Source organism: Lysinibacillus sp. LZ02 (genome assembly GCF_050613145.1).
Taxonomy (GTDB): Bacteria; Bacillota; Bacilli; order Bacillales_A; family Planococcaceae; genus Lysinibacillus_B.
On record NZ_CP192507.1, the window covers coordinates 1,246,942 to 1,263,472 of the forward strand.

Below are 16,531 nucleotides of genomic sequence, written 5' to 3' on the forward strand. Positions count from 1 at the left end.
GAGTCGTTAGGGAGAAGCCTATCGCTCGACTTTTTAAGATATGCAAAATAGCGTATGTGGCACATATTGATCTAAAAATTCACGTACCGTTGCTTCATATTTTATGGGGTCCTCATTAAAGGCTTGTGCATGATCGCCTTTTTCAAATAATCGCAACATCTTCGGTCCTTCCTTTGCTTTATATAAGTCAACCGTCATGGCACACGGGATAAATGTATCATGTAAATTGTGAATAAATAACACAGGTTTTTCGATATTTTTTACCGCGTCTTTTGGTACGATGTTTTTTGTCCAATAGCCATCCCGCAAGCGCATAAACAAATCTGTCAGGTGTACTGCCCATTTTAACTCAATCGAAATGGAGCTTTTGACAATGGAATACAGCAATTGTTTAAAGTCAGAAAATGCGCAATCTGAAATATAAAAATCAGCTTGATCTTCAATGATGCCTGCATACAATAGCGTCGTGGCAGCACCCATTGATTCGCCGTGAATACCAAGCGTTGCCTCTTCGCCGATGAGCCCACGAATGAAATGGACGACAGCTTGTAAATCCATTTTTTCGTAGTAGCCGTAGCTTGTCGTTTTGCCCCCTGAATCCCCGTGGCGTCTATGGTCATAAACGACCGTATTGAAGCCGAGCCGCTCGAACATCCGCGCATACTTTGTCGAGTTCATCTTATTTTCAGTGACACCATGACAAATAATCATAGTGTTTTTAGTTGCAAGTGGTTTAAAGAAATAGCCTTTTATATCGTAACCATTTGGTGAGGCAATCGAGAGTTCTACTTTTGTGACGTTATTAAACCAAGCTTCGTCAAAACGTTGCGCCTTTGTTTCGCGTTCTAAAATAAAGTCATTGTCTTTTTGTTTAATGTACATCAATTTGTTGGAAAGGATAATACCGGATATCGTCGTTACTGTCGCTACAATACTAGATATAAATAGTGCTTTCTTCCTCATTCTTTTTCACCTCTCTCTATATTATGTGAAGGATTATAAATTCCTCTACATTTGTCGTGAAAAAATATCAAATTTCTCGCTATCTCGAAAACACAATAATTATTTGGTAAAGTGAGCAGGAGGACCTGACAGAGATAACGGAAGTAGCTAGGTTGCTTGTTTGCTATTTCTGTGTTGGACAGATAAGGTGTAGCCACAATTGGACAACGGTAAAATTTTAGGTCAATGATGCTTCAAACGGCGAAAAATGCTATAATTTAGTGGAGAGTTCATAAAGAAGGTGAATCGCATTGGCAAAAAATAAAAGACAAAAGCAAGCGGGCCAACCGAAACAAGAAAAGGAAAGCTTAACATTAGCAGATCAACTTGGTGGGGATGTGCTGGCAAAGCTAAAAGAGGCAAAACAATCGCTTGCAGCGGAAGAGCAAAAGAAGGAAGAAGAGCGTACAGCACGTCTAGCCTTTGAACGAAAGCAACGTGAGAAAAATATGAGCTTTGAAGAGTTATTTGAAAAGTATGGCGATCAAGGTTCGAAGTATTAACAGCTAGGCATGGGAAAGGATCTCATGCCTTTTTTGGAGGGAACAATTTGCACACATTTAATCCAAGACAGTTAGTACCAGGTTTTTATCATACATGGCCGTTTACATTGCATATTGAATTTGATGAAATGTATACGCAAATCGATCAAATCATCGAGCAAATTTTTCATGAAAAAGATGAGTTAATCGTTGTAGTCAACACATTTCCGTCACAGAGAAAGAAGCAAAAAAGTCCAAGGCTGCTTGAACGGTTTTTAAAAAATAAAGCGTTAAAATATACGATGACGACAAATGAAACGGAATTTACATTAGATGCGGAACGATACATAGCGGTGCAATTTCAACTGACATGTCAAGTGAAGGATGTATATTTAAGAAAACTATTATATGCTTGTGCTCATGCAGATTATCGGATACATCCGTATTTTAAAAGAGGGGCGGCCTATTTCTCACCAGATGTCTTTATTTATAATGTGACAAAGGAAACGGTACTTCATGTGTATGATGATCGTGGTTGTGAGCTTATGTTTCAGTATGAAGAAATGACCGCGCTATAGTAAAACGAGTTCCCTCTAAGATGAGGAAACTCGTTTTGTTATGATAAGGATTATTTTAGCTAAGGAGACAAAGACGATAGCTCCTACTGTATCAATCATCACGTCATCAAATAGCCCTGTACGGCCAGGAAGGAATGTTTGACGAATTTCATCGATAGATGCAATGAAGAAAATCGAGAGGATTGCGAATAATGTAGGGAATCGCCAGTTTAATTTGCGATACAGTAAGAAAAATAGGACGGCAATAATCCCGTATCCTGCAAAATGGGTCGCTTTTCTAATAAGAAATTCAATGAAGTAGACATAGCCGCGCGTTTCTACAGAAATCGGTCTATTCCAATACGTAATTTCAATGTGACTTAATTGCTCCTTAAATGGTTCATCTGCTAAAATTTCTCTCAATTCGGGTACGATCGTTTGTTGTTCATATGTCATATTAGACATAATGCCAACTATAGTTAAAGCGAGTACAACAAGGAAAATATATTTTTTCATCGGTGATCTGTATAGAAATGTTGCTTTACAATGGCCATGGCTTTGGATAAGTCATCCATTGTTTGCGCTTCCTTGTAGGCTGCAACCGACTGAAGTAGCTGTTCTTTCGTTCGTGCACCGATGACGGTAGAAGCGATTGTACTGAAATGTAAATTAAATGCGAGTGCAAGTGCATGGATGTTGTTGTACTCATGTTCTAGTTGTTCAAGCACTTGCTGTAATTCTTGTTCATGAAAATTCATATACGGTTTTAGTCGTTGGCGCCATTCAGCTGTTAATAATCCTTTTGCAATGGAACCGCGTGTCACAACCGATGCACCAGCGTTGTGAATCGTTTCAAACCATTCTTCAGGACGGCGGTCTAGTAAGCTAAATTGCATCATATTGCTCACCGCATGACTATTTTGCAAAAATGGCACAAAGACGTTTGGGCGAATAGAGGAAATACCATATTCCCGAATAAGCCCTTCTTTTTTTAATGCCTCAAATGTTTCAATTATTTCTTCCCACGGGTCCTCGATTGTACCACCGTGCAGTTGGTATACATCAATATAGTCGGTTTTTAGACGACGTAAACTGTCCTTTAAGCCATTCTTAATATGTGCTGGTGACGGATCCCATGTCCAACTATCTGTTCCTTCCTCCCAGCGATTACCTACTTTTGTGGCCAGTATAATGTCTTGGCGAACGGGCTGTAACACGGTCCCGATGATTTCTTCATTCATGCCTTTATCATAAAGGTCAGCTGTGTCAAAATAGTTCATGCCTACCTCAAGCGCGGCTTCGATAATGGGACGTGCTTCATCTATTGTTGTGGGTAGTGACATACAGCCTAGACTTAACTCTGATACTTCAAGCGGACTATTTCCTAATGTTCTTTTTTTCAATTCCTTTGCCCCCTCAATGACTTGTTCGTTCTTTTATCCCGCGTTAACGGGCATTAAGACTCCTACCTCAAGGCTTAAGAAAAATCGAGAAGCATAGGTAGGAGATCAACTGCCCGTAAAAGCCCGATTGGTTCAGGGCAACAGGACGTTGGTCACGCAGGCGTTGCGCTCGCGTTGTGGCGTTCTTAGCTTGCGTTCCTCTCTCTCAATCAGTGGGGGATGAGGAAAACCCCCCACTGATTGAAGTTTCACTTTATTCGCTATACGCAACATATCATTTGAGTCCGTTTTAGTCGAGATGTGCCTTTGTTAATGTTACAATGAAATCAATGAAAACGACAAGTGGGGGCAAATAAATGAAAAAGTTTGAAGAGAAAACGATCCATTCACAACCGATTTATCATGGCAAAGTGATTTCATTAAAAGTAGATGATGTGACATTGCCAAATGGTGAAACGAGTAAGCGTGAGATTGTCAATCATCCAGGGGCAGTAGCGGTTATTGCCATAACGGAGGAAGGGAAATTAGTCGTTGTAGAGCAGTACCGAAAAGCGTTAGAACGTTCGATTATTGAAATTCCAGCAGGGAAATTGGAGCCTGGGGAGCTTCCCGAGGTGACGGCTGTTCGCGAACTAGAGGAAGAAACGGGGTACGGGTGCAAGGAACTTACATATTTACAATCATTTGCAACATCTCCTGGATTTGCAGATGAGATTATCCATTTATTTGTCGCACGTGGTTTATATCAAATCGAGAATCGCGCGGCAATGGATGAAGATGAGTTTGTAGAGTTAATGGAGATTACGGTCGAAGAGGGCGAGCAAATGGTAGTGAGTCAAAAAATCTTTGATGCTAAAACAGCATTCGCTATTTTATGGCTGAAAATGCAAGCATAATATTTGTCGAATAGAGGATATCACGATAGTAAATCGCTATATGAATCGTCTAAAAATGTAGAGCATGTTCTCTATAAATGGATAGTCATATCCCCCATATCCGTGCATACAGTGTAGGACAAGGGGGGACGAGATGCGTAAAAGTACGTTATGGCAAAATATAGCAATGATTGCCGTCAGCTTTATAGCGGGCGTTGCATTTTTTCAATTATTTTCACTTGAGCAAGCGACTCAAGTCATAAATATAATGGACAAGCGAATACTACTGGAGAAAACACCGACTATAGGGCAATCAATGCTACCATTAGCCATTACGGTGAGCATTGTGCTATTATTTGCAACACATCCATATTTTTTTGGTCTAGCTAAAATTGCAATTGCCATAAAAACATGCTTTTTTGGCTTTAGTTCCGTGTATTTACTCGCTCAAAAAAATGAGTTACTCGCATATGGCATATGGTGGTTTCCGTTTCAGTTTTTATATATTGTCGTACTTGTTTTACTATGTGAATTTATAGCATCCGCTCCTAAATTCGCAAAAAATAAAGAGCGCTCTTCACTAAGGATTAGCGTCACGGTTTTTGTACTTATTAGTTTGATATTTTTTGTAGAAATCGTCGTCATTTCGTACGTTTTTAAATGAATCATTATCTTGTAATAAGTTTCGCTCATTTGGTATAATGAAAAGAGTTTAGGAGGGCGTCGCATGGAGAGCCGTATTGATCGAATTAAAAAGCAATTACATAGTGCTAGCTATAAGCTGACGCCACAGCGAGAAGCAACGGTAGCAGTTTTACTCGAGCATGAAGAAGACCATTTGAGCGCAGAAGATGTTTACTTATTGGTAAAAGAGAAAGCTCCGGAGATTGGTTTGGCAACCGTGTATCGTACATTAGAGCTGCTAACAGAGCTGAAGGTTGTCGATAAAATTAATTTTGGTGATGGTGTATCACGCTATGATTTACGTCAAGAAGGCGCAACACACTTCCATCATCATTTAGTTTGTATCGAATGTGGTGCAGTGGATGAAATCCAGGAAGACTTACTGGAAGATGTAGAACAAATCGTAGAAAAACGTTGGAAGTTTATCATCAAAGATCACCGATTAACTTTCCACGGTATTTGTCATCGTTGTCAAGATAACGACGAGGAGTAGTTATAAAAAAGGAACAGCTTGAGGGGGCTGTTCTTTTTTTAGTACAATCTCATTAAGCACAAAAGCTTCGGGAATCATAATTTTTCCAAGACCTTGTAGTATAATACATACTACAAGGTTTTTCGTATAAAAGGAGACGTTTTATGGAAGCATTTACATATCCAATTGAAGATTATATTCATTTTATTCGTGTGGAAAGGCAGTTATCGAATAATACGTTAGCATCCTATCGACGTGATTTAGTGGCGTATGCACAGCATTTACAAGAGGTGCAGCAAATAAAAAGCTTTAATGATGTGGCACGTGAGCATATTTTATTGCACCTGCAAAACTTGCGGACAGAAGGAAAGACGGCGCGTACGGTAGCACGTCATATTTCGTCTATCAGGTCGTTTCACCAGTTTTTATTGCGCGAAAAGGTGACGACTACGGATCCGACTGTACATCTTGAAATGCCACAATTGGAGCAAAAGCTACCAAAAGTATTGTCTATCGAGGAAATCGATGCGTTAATCTCAGCACCAGACCGTTCAAAGCCACAGGGCATTCGCGATGTAGGGATGTTAGAATTGCTATATGCATCGGGTATGCGTATTTCGGAGTTAATTGAGTTAAACTTAGAAGACATCCATTTAACGATGGGCTTTGTACGCGTGTTTGGTAAAGGCGGCAAGGAGCGCATTATTCCGCTCGGACGCGGCGCATTAAATGCCGTAAGTAAGTATTTAGAGCGTGCACGCTATGAGCTACAAGGCAACTATCCAAAAACAGATGCGTTGTTTATTAATAGAAGAGGAAAACGGCTTACGCGGCAAGGCTGCTGGAAATTGTTGAAGCAACATGCACAGGCGGCTCATATCCAAAAAGAATTAACACCGCACGTATTAAGACATTCCTTTGCGACACACTTAATTGAAAATGGTGCTGATTTACGTGCTGTTCAAGAGATGCTAGGTCATGCAGATATTTCGACGACGCAAATTTACACACATGTGAGTAAAACGCGTTTATCCGAGGTATATAAACAATTCCATCCAAGAGCGTAACGGAATTTTGGTGTAACTTAGCGAAAAAGATACACTGTGTCGGATGTCTGACCTTTATTTATTTTGTATTTTTGATAAAATATATTAGTAGTAAAGAGGAGGACGTATATAAGATGAAACCATTTAAAAAAATACATTTAATCGTCATGGATTCGGTTGGCATTGGGGAAGCGCCAGATGCAGCCCAGTTCGGTGACGTTGGCTCAGATACACTTGGTCATATTGCAGAAAAAATGAACGGACTTCATATGCCGAATATGTCTTCGTTAGGCTTATCGAATATTCGTGAAATAAAAGGAATTGCGCCTACAGATACGCCAAAAGCATACTACGGGATGATGCAAGAAGCGTCTGTCGGCAAAGATACGATGACGGGGCATTGGGAGATTATGGGGCTGAATATTGATAAGCCGTTTAAAGTGTACCCAGAAGGCTTCCCGCAATCATTAATCGAAGAGCTTGAAAAACGGACTGGTCGTAAAGTGCTTTGCAATAAGCCGTATAGTGGGACAGCGGTAATCGATGACTACGGTAAGGAGCATATGGAAACAGGTGCCATTATCGTTTATACATCAGCTGACCCTGTACTGCAAATTGCGGCACATGAAGAAGTCATTCCACTTGAAGAATTGTATAACATTTGCGAAATTGCACGTGAGCTCACATTAGACCCGCAATATTTAGTAGGGCGAGTGATTGCGCGTCCTTTCGTTGGTGAGGTAGGGAATTTCACACGTACACCGAATCGCCATGATTATGCATTATCGCCGTTTGGTCGCACAACGATGAACGAATTAAAAGATGCAGGTTTGGATGTCATTGCCATTGGGAAAATTTCAGATATTTATAATGGTGAAGGTGTAACAGAAGCCGTTCGTACGAAAAGTAATACAGATGGCATGGATCGACTAAATGAAATTGTACGACGTGATTTCCACGGGTTAAGCTTTTTAAATTTAGTGGATTTTGATGCAAGCTTTGGTCATCGTCGTGATCCAATTGGTTACGGGGAAGCGTTAGAAGAATTTGACCGTCGTTTACCAGAAGTAATGGAAGCTATGTCAGAGGATGAGCTATTAATTATTACAGCAGACCATGGTAATGACCCGACATTCCCGGGTACTGACCATACACGTGAATACGTGCCATTAATTGTTTATTCGTCGCGTTTTGAAGCAGGTGGACCATTACCACTTCGTCAAACATTTGCGGATATCGGGGCAACAGTAGCAGAAAACTTCGACTTGAAACGACCTGCATTCGGCACAAGTTTCTTAGCGAATTTAAAATAAGTACAAATTGACGGGGAGTGGGAAAGATGAATATTTTATCTATTATTGAAAAAAAGAAACATCAACAGCCATTAACAAAAGAAGAAATTCAATTTTTTGTTAGCGGTTATACAAAAGAAGAAATCCCTGATTATCAAATCTCCTCATTGCTGATGGCTATTCGTTTAAACGGTATGGACGATGAAGAAATGTTTTATTTAACAGAAGCAATGGTGAACTCTGGCGATGTCATTCATTTATCGGAGATTGAAGGCTTCAAAGTAGATAAGCATTCGACAGGGGGCGTGGGCGATAAAGTGACATTAATCGTAGCCCCAATCCTCGCAGCCCTGAATATTCCCGTGGCGAAATTTAGTGGGCGCGGTTTAGGGATTACAGGTGGCACAGTTGATAAACTAGAGTCCATTCAAGGGTTTAACGTAGAATTAAGCCAACAAGACTTTATTGACAATGTGAAGAAATATAATATTGCGGTTGCTGGTCAAACAGGCAATCTATGTCCAGCAGATAAAAAGTTATATGCATTACGTGATGTAACAGGTACGGTAGATTCGATTCCTTTAATCGCTTCTTCTATTATTAGTAAAAAAATTGCGAGTGGTTCTGACGGCATCGTGTTAGATGTGAAATACGGGAACGGCGCGTTTATGAAGACACAGGAAGACGCAAAAGTATTGGCTGAGAAAATGTGTGAAATTGGTCGACGATTTGGTCGTAAAGTAGTATATACACTAAGCGATATGAACAATCCACTTGGTCGCTATATCGGGAATAAAGTAGAGGTTGTCGAGGCATTGGATGTGTTAAGTGGAAATGTAGCGAATACACATGCTGACTTAATCGATGATTGTGTGGAAGTAGCTTCACTTATGTATATGCTAGCAACAGACTGCACAAAAGAACGAGCGATGGAAAAAGTAAAGGCAGTCATGGCGAACGCCCAAGCGAGAGACAAATTTTTAGAGTTTGTGCAAGCGCAGGGCGGACAGGTAGCGGATCTAAAAACAAATGCAACAGCATACACAGTAGAAATTACGGCCAATGGTGCTGGAACAATTGCAAGTGTAGATGCACTAGCGATTGGCGAACTATCTGTCATGTTAGGCGCGGGTCGTTTAACAAAAGAGTCAAAGCTTGATTTTGATGCAGGGATTAAAATTGTCGCAAAACAAGGTGACACAGTACAAACAGGTGACACATTAGCCGTTGTTTATGCCAACATTCCTGTAACAGACGAAATGAAAATAAAAGCAGTTTCTGCATTTACTATTCAATAATTGTATAAGCGAAGAGGTCATGTATATTTTTATACATGACCTTTTTAGCTTGTCAACAAGTTGCAACCAAAATAATATGCTACTCGTAATGAGTAAAAATACATCCTAAAAATACCAGTTGAATAGTGGAAGGTATGTATCATAGCCTCCGCGCTTTGCCACAGCCTACACAGGAGCTAAAACAGGCGTGGCCTGTTTGGATCTCCTGTTACGGCTCCTGTGGCGATGGCGCGCTACGGCAAAGGTGAATGCTTCTTAATATTCTAAACAAGCATTTACCTTCGCTAAAAGAAATGATTTTTTAATCGTTTGATGCATGGAATAGATACCAAATGTATATTGAATAAATATGATTCTAAATAGTAAAACAGGATCGATACTTGGTCATCCAACAGTAGATTATGAAGTTTATGGTAGTTTATAAAAAAATGGAAATAAAGCGTAGCATCTAATTTATGTAAAAGATGACCTTCTGGTACAAGTTATTCGCGTTCATTGATTTAATTTTTCGTTATTATGTTTATCATTACTTTAAGTATTTTTAGAAAGGTAGAAGCACAACATTTCTTCAGTAGTCAATACTAGTTGATTGGAGTGGAAGGTGCGACACTCCTGCAGGAACCGCACGTGCGGAAAATCCATTTTTGCGGCGATGAGCCGCAAAAATTAGTTGGAGCCGTGCCTGCGGAAAGGGAGCGCCTGGAACGGAAATCAACGGTTTCTTAATTATATGATTGAAGAGGTTATATATATTTTTATACATGACCTCTTCTTTTTATTGCAATAAATATGGTATAATGTGAATTGAATTCTATCGAAAATGCAGAAAGTTTGTAAATAATTCAAAAGAAGGGATTGCATGGGTTTTTGGTCAGGACGATTTGAAGGATATTCTTTCAATCATTTTAAAAAGGATGTATTATCAGGTACGATTGTAGGGATTGTCGCAGTACCGCTCGCCATGTCTTTCGCGATTGCTTCAGGCGTGAAGCCAGAGTACGGAATTTATACAGCAATTATTGCGGGTATTTTAATTTCGTTACTAGGTGGCTCGAAATATCAGATTGGTGGCCCTACTGGCGCATTCGTTCCTATCCTACTTGGTATTGTACTCGTTTATGGGTATGAAAATTTATTAATTGCCGGATTGATGGCCGGGATTATGCTTGTATTAATGGGAGTATTCAAATTAGGATCGCTCATTAAATTTATTCCGCGTCCTGTGACGGTAGGGTTTACAGCAGGGATAGCGGTCATTATTTTTACGGGTCAAATAGGCAGTTTTCTCGGGTTAACAGATCTCGAGCAGCATGAGTATTTTTTGGCGAATGTAAAAGAGATTGCTACTCATCTAGACACGTTTCAGCTAAAAAGTATTTTCATAGCGGGACTTAGTTTAGCGCTTATTTTAGTAACGCCGAAAGTAGCACCGAAAATTCCAGGTGCGTTAGTGGGCATCATTGTGACAGCAGTGGTGACAGCGCTGTTCTTTAATGGACAAGTCGCTACAATTGGTTCAACATACGGAGCCATTCCGAATACATTACCGGAGTTCCATATACCTGAAATAACATGGGACCGAATTTATGTGTTGCTTGGACCAGCGTTTGTCATAGCGATGTTAGGTGGTATTGAGTCACTTCTTTCAGCTGTTGTAGCAGACGGTATGACGAATAGTAAACATAATAGTAATCGTGAGTTAATTGGACAAGGGATTGCCAATATTGTAACACCGTTTTTTGGAGGGATTCCTGCAACCGGCGCGATTGCCCGAACAGCGACGAATATTCGTTCAGGGGCAACGTCGCCCATGTCAGGCGTCATTCACGGCGTATTTGTATTATTAACACTTCTTGTGCTGGCTCCGTATGCGGTACATATTCCATTAGCAAGTCTTGCACCTGTATTAATGGTTGTTGCTTGGAATATGAGTGAACGCCATCATTTTGCCCATATTTTAAAATTAAAATCCGGAGACTCACTGGTACTTGTTACTACGTTTTTATTAACGGTGTTGACAAGTTTAACGCTAGCTGTTGAGATTGGCTTAGGGATTGCGATTGTGTTATTTGCAAAACGAATGAGTGATATTTTAGTTGTGACAAAAGTACTTCCTGATCACAATACAAAGCAAGGGAAAGTAGTACCCCATGTTGTAACGGATACGCATGATTGTCCGCAAATTAGCATTTATACAATTGAAGGACCGCTCTTTTTTGGGGCGGCACAAACGTTCGAACGTTCTATTTTGTCATCGCTTCACCCTAAACCACAGGTACTGATTTTACGGATGCGAAAAGTGCCGTTTATCGATACGACAGGCGAGGAATATTTCCGAAATGTTGTGCGAAGCTTCCAAGCAGCGGGTGGAACATTATTTGTAACGGGCGTACACCCAACACTGAAGGCTATTTTAGATGCGAATGGGCTTGCCAAGAAAATCGGAAAAGACCATTTCTTCTATAATACAGGGGAAGCGATTGAAGAAGCGATTCGACATATTCATTATGAGCAATGTTTAGGGTGCAAACACTTTGCCTTTAGAGAATGTACAAAACTTTCTATTGGAGAACCGTCAGAAATAAAAATAAATTATGTAGAAGCAATCAACTAGCAAGGTCTATAGGGGCCTTGCTTTTTTGTTGTGTAGGCAATTATAAAGGAAGGTAACGATTGTTGAGAAAGAGTCGTTTCCTGATACCTTCCTATGTACGACCAGCACGCTTGTCGAAGGTTAGCATTTTTGTCTAGATAAGTATAAGTTTTGGCGTTTAAAAAATGCATATAATTCCTATACTGAACGTACACCCTTTGTCTATTAAGCACTACTTTCGCAGAATGAACACTAGTTTTGTCGTATGGAAAGGATATTTACCCTTGCTCTAGAAGTTATATGGGGCGAAGGAGGAGAAGCGATGAAATGTAAAATCACAATGTATCCAAACGAAGTAGCAGTCATTAAATTGTATGGAGAGCTTGATCATCATGAAGTAGAAAAAGTGCGTTCGCAAATTTCAATGACCATTTTACAAGGAAACTTAAAAACACTTATTTGGAATTTAGAATATTTACAGTTTATGGATAGTGCGGGCGTTGGTTTAATTTTAGGGCGCATGCGTGAGTTACACGCCGTGAATGGGCGCACTATTATTTTAAATCCGTCGCCAACTATGGAGAAAATTTTCCGTTTTTCGGGATTAGCAGCTTATATGATGCATGGAGGAGAAGATATGGCAATTTCACAAGCAAGGGGGATTGTGAATGGATAACGAAATGACACTTTCATTTTTAGCGAAAAGTGAAAATGAAAGTTTAGCGCGACTGGCTATTACAAGTTTTATCGCACAAATTGACCCAACGATCGATGAATTAGCAGAATGTAAAACGATTGTATCGGAAGCGGTGTCCAATGCGATTATTCACGGCTATGACGGGGCAGATGGTGTTGTAACAGTTCATGCTGTATTAGACGGGGATATGTTAACTGTATCGATTAAAGATGAAGGACGTGGTATTCCTGATATTGCGTCGGCGAGGGAGCCATTATTTACGACAAAAGGGCATGAGGAGCGTTCGGGTATGGGCTTTACCATTATGGAAAGCTTCTCGGATGAGCTTCATATTGAGTCGCATGTAGGTCATGGTACAACGATTACGTTTACAAAAAAATTTTCGCCCGTGCAGGCGGTTGCGATGTGACGAAATAGGGGGATGAAGACAATCGAACAGCCGTCAGAAACATTATTAACACAGGAGGAAATGCGAGAGTTAATTGCGCGGGCACAGGCAGGAGACGACGAGGCACGTAAAAAAATGATTGAAGGCAATACACGGCTTGTTTGGTCCATCGTGCAACGTTTTTCTTCTCGTGGGATTGAGTTGGATGATTTATTTCAGATTGGTTGTATAGGTCTTATGAAATCGGTTGATAAATTTGACTTGAAATATGAAGTGAAATTTTCAACGTATGCAGTGCCGATGATTATTGGCGAAATTCAGCGTTTTTTACGAGACGATGGCATGGTGAAAGTGAGCCGTTCCATTCGTGAGCTCAATTTTAAAATTCGTCATGCGACAGAAAATTATATGAAAACGAATGAAAAACCGCCATCAATGGCAGAATTAGCGGACATACTACAAGTGTCGGTTGATGACATTATTATGGCAACGGATGCCATGCGTGATCCAGCTTCTCTTCACGAACAGTTGTATGAAAATGACGGTGATTCTGTCACATTAATGGATCAAATGCGAGACGATAAATCACAGTTGCCATTCGATTATATTCCGTTAAAGGAGGTGCTAAAGCGCTTAGGAAAGCGTGAACAATCCATCATTTATTTGCGTTATTTTGTAGATTTAACGCAGACGGAAATTGCTGAGCGTTTAGGAATATCACAAGTACAAGTATCGCGCCTCGAGAAGAAAATATTGGCTCAGCTCAAAGTTTGGATGGAGGCGACTACAAAAAAGACGGTGTATAAATGAGCAATAAGTTATTTACCTCCTTAGAAGATGGACGTCAATATTGCGAAGATATATTAGGAAAAGGTAAGACGTTTGATATTGTGATTCAAAGAGTGCATATTCGCGATTTAGCTGTGTTAATTGTTTACGTGAGTGGACTTGTGAACAATGATAGTGTCGCGAACTTATTAACGCATCTGCAGCATGAAGGGACAGCTCATCTGCATGAAGCAAAAGATGAAAATGAATATTTTTATGATCATTTCAACTTTCAAGGCATGACGCCAATGGAAGAAAGAGATGCCTTTATTACTGGGGTATTAAGCGGGCAAGTTGGATTCATTACAAAAAGCGGTTATTGCTTTATTACTGAATTCCGGAACTACCCTGGTCGCAACCCGGAAGAACCTGCGAATGAGCGAGTCATTCGTGGAGCACGTGATGGGTTTGCTGAAAATATTATTATAAATGCAGCACTTGTGAGACGACGTATCCGTAGTCCTAAACTACGACTCGAAATGCAAAAAATTTCTACATTAGGTGAAACAGACGTTGCAATCTGTTATATGGAAGATATCGTAAATGAAGAGCACTTGGAATGGGTGAAAAAACGTCTGGAACAAATTCATCACGATGGGCTGACGATGGCAGATAAATCGTTAGAGGAATGGATGTTCAAGCAAAAATTTCATCCCGTTCCGTTTGTTAGGTATTCAGAGCGGCCAGATATTGTAGCAGCGCATTTGTTAGAAGGACATATTGCGATTATTGTCGATACTTCACCATCTGTTATTTTACTTCCGGTATCAATGTTTCATTTATTGATGCATGCAGAGGAGTATCGTCAAGCGCCGTTAATTGGCACCGTGATGCGTAGTTTACGTTATTTTGCAGCCATTTTTAGCTTGTTTTTAATACCGCTTTGGTATTTACTAGCCACCAATATGGAAAATCTACCGGAGAAAATATCGTTCATTGGGGTAAAGGAAGCGTCAGAGGTTCCGCTTTATTTACAGCTCGTGCTCGTGGATATAGGGATTGAATTTTTAAGGATTGCCGCCATTCATACGCCGACACCGCTATCAACAGCAATGGGGTTAATTGCTGGTATTATGATTGGGGATATTGCGATTAATGTTGGACTGTTTTCACCAGAAGCTATTTTATATAGCTCCATTGCAGCGGTATTTACATTCGCCATTCCTCATTATGAGTTAAGTATTTCGGTGAAGGTATTCCGACAAATTTTACTTGCTGCTACGGCTTTATTCGCTGCGAATGGGTTCTTCGTGATGAGTTTTCTAATTTTTGTGTATTTATGCACTTTACGCCCGATGAATATTCCATATTTATGGCCAGTAGTACCCTTTTTCCCAAATGCGTTTAAACGTATCATCATCAGGTTCCCGATGGCCGATGAAGCGCTTAGACCGTATATTGTTGGGGCTAAAAATCGTAAGCGTGGGTGAATAAATATAGTTTAAATACGTATTTTTATTCGGAAAAAGTGAAAAAATGCATAAACATACGTTGCAGTCCGTCCTTTGCTATGTTAAAGTTCTCATATAATATTTTGAGACTTTTATGAAAATTAGCGAATGCTTTTTTTCAACTAGCAGAGGAGAGAGAGCAATGCATTTACATGGAACACAGCAAATTGAAAACGGTCATTTAACAATTGGTGGTGTCGATACAGTTGAGTTAGCCAAACAGTATGGTACACCACTATTTGTGTATGATACGGCGTTAATTCGCAAGCGTGCACGAGGCTTTAAAGATACGTTTGAAAAATTAGGTGTCACGGCACAAGTGGCTTACGCATCGAAAGCGTTTGCGTGTGTGGCTGCGTATCAATTAGCAGCGCAAGAAAATCTTTCGTTGGATGTTGTGTCTGGTGGCGAGTTATATACCGCGATTAAAGCAGGGTTCCCGGCAGAACGCATTCATTTCCATGGCAATAATAAGTCGGTGGCGGAGCTAGAAATGGCGTTTGATACAAAAATCGGTTGCATCGTTGTGGATAACTTTTATGAAATTGCTTTATTAAAAGAAATTGCTGAAGCAAAACAACAAAAAATGAATATTTTACTTCGTGTAACACCAGGAGTAGAAGCACATACACATGATTTCATCACGACAGGTCAAGCGGATTCAAAGTTTGGTTTTGATTTGAATAATGGGCAGGCGGATGAAGCATTTGAACAAGTGAAAGACCATGCATACTTAAATCTACTAGGCTTACATTGCCATATTGGATCACAAATTTTTGAAACAGATGGCTTTGCATTAGCAGCTAGTAAAGTAATGAATAAAATGGGTACTTGGAAACAGGAACATGGCTTCGAGTGCTCAGTACTTAATCTGGGCGGTGGTTTCGGTATTCGCTATACAGAAGAAGATAAGCCACTTGAGCCGCATGTGTACGTAGAAGAGATGATTAAATCTGTACAAGCGGAAGCAGAAGCGGTAAAATTAGCGATGCCGGAGATTTGGATTGAGCCAGGTCGTTCGCTTGTAGGGGATGCAGGTACATCACTTTATACAGTTGGTTCACACAAAAAAGTGCCAGGTGTGCGTGAGTATATCGCTGTTGATGGGGGAATGAGTGATAATATTCGTCCTGCATTATACGATGCGAAATACGAAGCAATCATCGCAAATAAGGCCGATCAAGCGAAGGATGCAACGTATACAGTTGCAGGAAAGCTTTGTGAATCAGGTGATAAGTTGATGATTGATGCAGCACTACAAAAAGCTGAATCTGGTGATATTTTAGCGATGTTCTGCACAGGTGCATACGGGTATTCTATGGCGTCAAATTACAATCGTGTACCACGCCCAGCCGTTGTATTTGTAGAAGCAGGTGAGCATCAATTAGCTATCAAGCGCGAAAGCTATGATGACATCGTTGTGAATGATCTTCCGTTAGTTTTAAAAAAGGGTGAGTAATCTT

Annotated in this window: 18 protein-coding genes; 14 read left to right on the top strand and 4 right to left on the bottom strand. The window is 40.2% G+C overall.

Features of this window, described 5'->3' with window-relative positions; translation table 11 throughout:
• Positions 1–33: 33 nt before the first annotated feature.
• Entirely contained in the window at positions 34–963 is a 930-nt protein-coding gene (locus tag ACQQ2I_RS05715; RefSeq protein ID WP_431029603.1) for an alpha/beta hydrolase, read from the bottom strand.
• Positions 964–1,253: 290 nt separating this feature from the next.
• Between ACQQ2I_RS05715 and ACQQ2I_RS05720 the strand changes: the two genes are divergently transcribed.
• Together ACQQ2I_RS05720 and ACQQ2I_RS05725 are read left to right on the top strand one after the other, a co-directional pair.
• On the top strand, positions 1,254–1,505 hold the full coding sequence (locus ACQQ2I_RS05720; RefSeq protein ID WP_431029604.1) for a YqkE family protein: 252 nt from the start codon (positions 1,254–1,256) through the stop codon (positions 1,503–1,505).
• A gap of 47 nt (positions 1,506–1,552) precedes the next feature.
• Positions 1,553–2,062, top strand: a complete 510-nt coding sequence (locus ACQQ2I_RS05725) for a DUF3885 domain-containing protein (protein ID WP_431029605.1) — start codon at positions 1,553–1,555, stop codon at positions 2,060–2,062.
• Positions 2,063–2,077: 15 nt separating this feature from the next.
• On the opposite strand, the gene ACQQ2I_RS05730 is transcribed toward ACQQ2I_RS05725, so the two are convergent.
• Entirely contained in the window at positions 2,078–2,557 is a 480-nt protein-coding gene (locus tag ACQQ2I_RS05730) for a VanZ family protein (protein ID WP_431029606.1), read from the bottom strand.
• Entirely contained in the window at positions 2,554–3,444 is an 891-nt protein-coding gene (locus tag ACQQ2I_RS05735; RefSeq protein WP_431029607.1) for an aldo/keto reductase, read from the bottom strand. Before ACQQ2I_RS05735 ends, ACQQ2I_RS05730 begins: the two co-directional genes overlap by 4 nt.
• Positions 3,445–3,800: 356 nt before the next feature.
• Here ACQQ2I_RS05735 and ACQQ2I_RS05740 point away from each other — a divergent pair, with 356 nt between their 5' ends.
• From ACQQ2I_RS05740 to ACQQ2I_RS05765, 6 genes are all read left to right on the top strand, one after another.
• Positions 3,801–4,340, top strand: a complete 540-nt coding sequence (locus ACQQ2I_RS05740) for an NUDIX domain-containing protein (protein WP_431029608.1) — start codon at positions 3,801–3,803, stop codon at positions 4,338–4,340.
• A gap of 133 nt (positions 4,341–4,473) precedes the next feature.
• Entirely contained in the window at positions 4,474–4,983 is a 510-nt protein-coding gene (locus ACQQ2I_RS05745; RefSeq protein WP_431029609.1) for a hypothetical protein, read from the top strand.
• A 63-nt stretch (positions 4,984–5,046) separates the two neighbouring features.
• Positions 5,047–5,496: a Fur family transcriptional regulator gene (locus tag ACQQ2I_RS05750; protein ID WP_391366781.1), complete on the top strand. Its 450-nt coding sequence runs from the start codon at positions 5,047–5,049 to the stop codon at positions 5,494–5,496.
• 143 nt (positions 5,497–5,639) lie between these two features.
• Complete coding sequence (gene xerD, locus ACQQ2I_RS05755; RefSeq protein ID WP_431029610.1) at positions 5,640–6,542, top strand: site-specific tyrosine recombinase XerD; 903 nt, start codon at positions 5,640–5,642, stop codon at positions 6,540–6,542.
• A 113-nt stretch (positions 6,543–6,655) separates the two neighbouring features.
• The gene (gene deoB, locus ACQQ2I_RS05760) at positions 6,656–7,834 is read left to right on the top strand and encodes a phosphopentomutase (RefSeq protein ID WP_431029611.1); all 1,179 of its coding nucleotides are present in this window, start codon (positions 6,656–6,658) and stop codon (positions 7,832–7,834) included.
• Between the two features lie 26 nt (positions 7,835–7,860).
• Positions 7,861–9,111 carry a thymidine phosphorylase gene (locus tag ACQQ2I_RS05765; RefSeq protein ID WP_431029612.1) on the top strand — a complete coding sequence of 417 codons (1,251 nt, stop codon included), beginning with the start codon at positions 7,861–7,863 and terminating at the stop codon, positions 9,109–9,111.
• A gap of 255 nt (positions 9,112–9,366) precedes the next feature.
• Here the strand turns inward: ACQQ2I_RS05765 and ACQQ2I_RS05770 are convergent, their stop codons facing one another.
• Positions 9,367–9,489 carry a hypothetical protein gene (locus ACQQ2I_RS05770; RefSeq protein ID WP_431030459.1) on the bottom strand — a complete coding sequence of 41 codons (123 nt, stop codon included), beginning with the start codon at positions 9,487–9,489 and terminating at the stop codon, positions 9,367–9,369.
• A gap of 481 nt (positions 9,490–9,970) precedes the next feature.
• Between ACQQ2I_RS05770 and ACQQ2I_RS05775 the strand changes: the two genes are divergently transcribed.
• The 6 genes from ACQQ2I_RS05775 (at position 9,971) to lysA (ending at position 16,527) form a co-directional block, all read left to right on the top strand.
• Positions 9,971–11,725, top strand: coding sequence for a SulP family inorganic anion transporter (locus tag ACQQ2I_RS05775; protein ID WP_431029613.1), 1,755 nt, complete (start codon positions 9,971–9,973; stop codon positions 11,723–11,725).
• Between the two features lie 301 nt (positions 11,726–12,026).
• A complete protein-coding gene (locus tag ACQQ2I_RS05780) occupies positions 12,027–12,380 on the top strand; it encodes an STAS domain-containing protein (RefSeq protein WP_391366819.1) in 354 nt (117 codons plus the stop codon).
• Positions 12,373–12,810: an anti-sigma F factor gene (spoIIAB, locus tag ACQQ2I_RS05785; protein ID WP_431029614.1), complete on the top strand. Its 438-nt coding sequence runs from the start codon at positions 12,373–12,375 to the stop codon at positions 12,808–12,810. The genes ACQQ2I_RS05780 and spoIIAB overlap by 8 nt, the downstream gene beginning before the upstream one ends.
• Before the next feature lie 12 nt (positions 12,811–12,822).
• Positions 12,823–13,599: a SigF/SigG family RNA polymerase sporulation sigma factor gene (locus ACQQ2I_RS05790; protein ID WP_431029615.1), complete on the top strand. Its 777-nt coding sequence runs from the start codon at positions 12,823–12,825 to the stop codon at positions 13,597–13,599.
• The gene (locus ACQQ2I_RS05795; RefSeq protein ID WP_431029616.1) at positions 13,596–15,047 is read left to right on the top strand and encodes a spore germination protein; all 1,452 of its coding nucleotides are present in this window, start codon (positions 13,596–13,598) and stop codon (positions 15,045–15,047) included. The genes ACQQ2I_RS05790 and ACQQ2I_RS05795 overlap by 4 nt, the downstream gene beginning before the upstream one ends.
• A gap of 163 nt (positions 15,048–15,210) precedes the next feature.
• A complete protein-coding gene (gene lysA, locus ACQQ2I_RS05800) occupies positions 15,211–16,527 on the top strand; it encodes a diaminopimelate decarboxylase (protein ID WP_431029617.1) in 1,317 nt (438 codons plus the stop codon).
• The last annotated feature ends 4 nt before the right edge of the window (positions 16,528–16,531 follow it).

Bases quoted from the DNA above. Each gene is read 5' to 3' on its own strand.
- ACQQ2I_RS05750 (WP_391366781.1), top strand. From the start codon at position 5,047: ATGGAGAGCCGTATTGATCGAATTAAAAAGCAATTACATAGTGCTAGC.
- ACQQ2I_RS05780 (WP_391366819.1), top strand. From the start codon at position 12,027: ATGAAATGTAAAATCACAATGTATCCAAACGAAGTAGCAGTCATTAAA.
- lysA (WP_431029617.1), top strand. From the start codon at position 15,211: ATGCATTTACATGGAACACAGCAAATTGAAAACGGTCATTTAACAATT.
- deoB (WP_431029611.1), top strand. From the start codon at position 6,656: ATGAAACCATTTAAAAAAATACATTTAATCGTCATGGATTCGGTTGGC.
- ACQQ2I_RS05790 (WP_431029615.1), top strand. From the start codon at position 12,823: ATGAAGACAATCGAACAGCCGTCAGAAACATTATTAACACAGGAGGAA.
- ACQQ2I_RS05730 (WP_431029606.1), bottom strand. From the start codon at position 2,557: ATGAAAAAATATATTTTCCTTGTTGTACTCGCTTTAACTATAGTTGGC.
- ACQQ2I_RS05715 (WP_431029603.1), bottom strand. From the start codon at position 963: ATGAGGAAGAAAGCACTATTTATATCTAGTATTGTAGCGACAGTAACG.
- ACQQ2I_RS05745 (WP_431029609.1), top strand. From the start codon at position 4,474: ATGCGTAAAAGTACGTTATGGCAAAATATAGCAATGATTGCCGTCAGC.
- ACQQ2I_RS05795 (WP_431029616.1), top strand. From the start codon at position 13,596: ATGAGCAATAAGTTATTTACCTCCTTAGAAGATGGACGTCAATATTGC.
- xerD (WP_431029610.1), top strand. From the start codon at position 5,640: ATGGAAGCATTTACATATCCAATTGAAGATTATATTCATTTTATTCGT.
- ACQQ2I_RS05775 (WP_431029613.1), top strand. From the start codon at position 9,971: ATGGGTTTTTGGTCAGGACGATTTGAAGGATATTCTTTCAATCATTTT.
- ACQQ2I_RS05765 (WP_431029612.1), top strand. From the start codon at position 7,861: ATGAATATTTTATCTATTATTGAAAAAAAGAAACATCAACAGCCATTA.
- spoIIAB (WP_431029614.1), top strand. From the start codon at position 12,373: ATGGATAACGAAATGACACTTTCATTTTTAGCGAAAAGTGAAAATGAA.
- ACQQ2I_RS05740 (WP_431029608.1), top strand. From the start codon at position 3,801: ATGAAAAAGTTTGAAGAGAAAACGATCCATTCACAACCGATTTATCAT.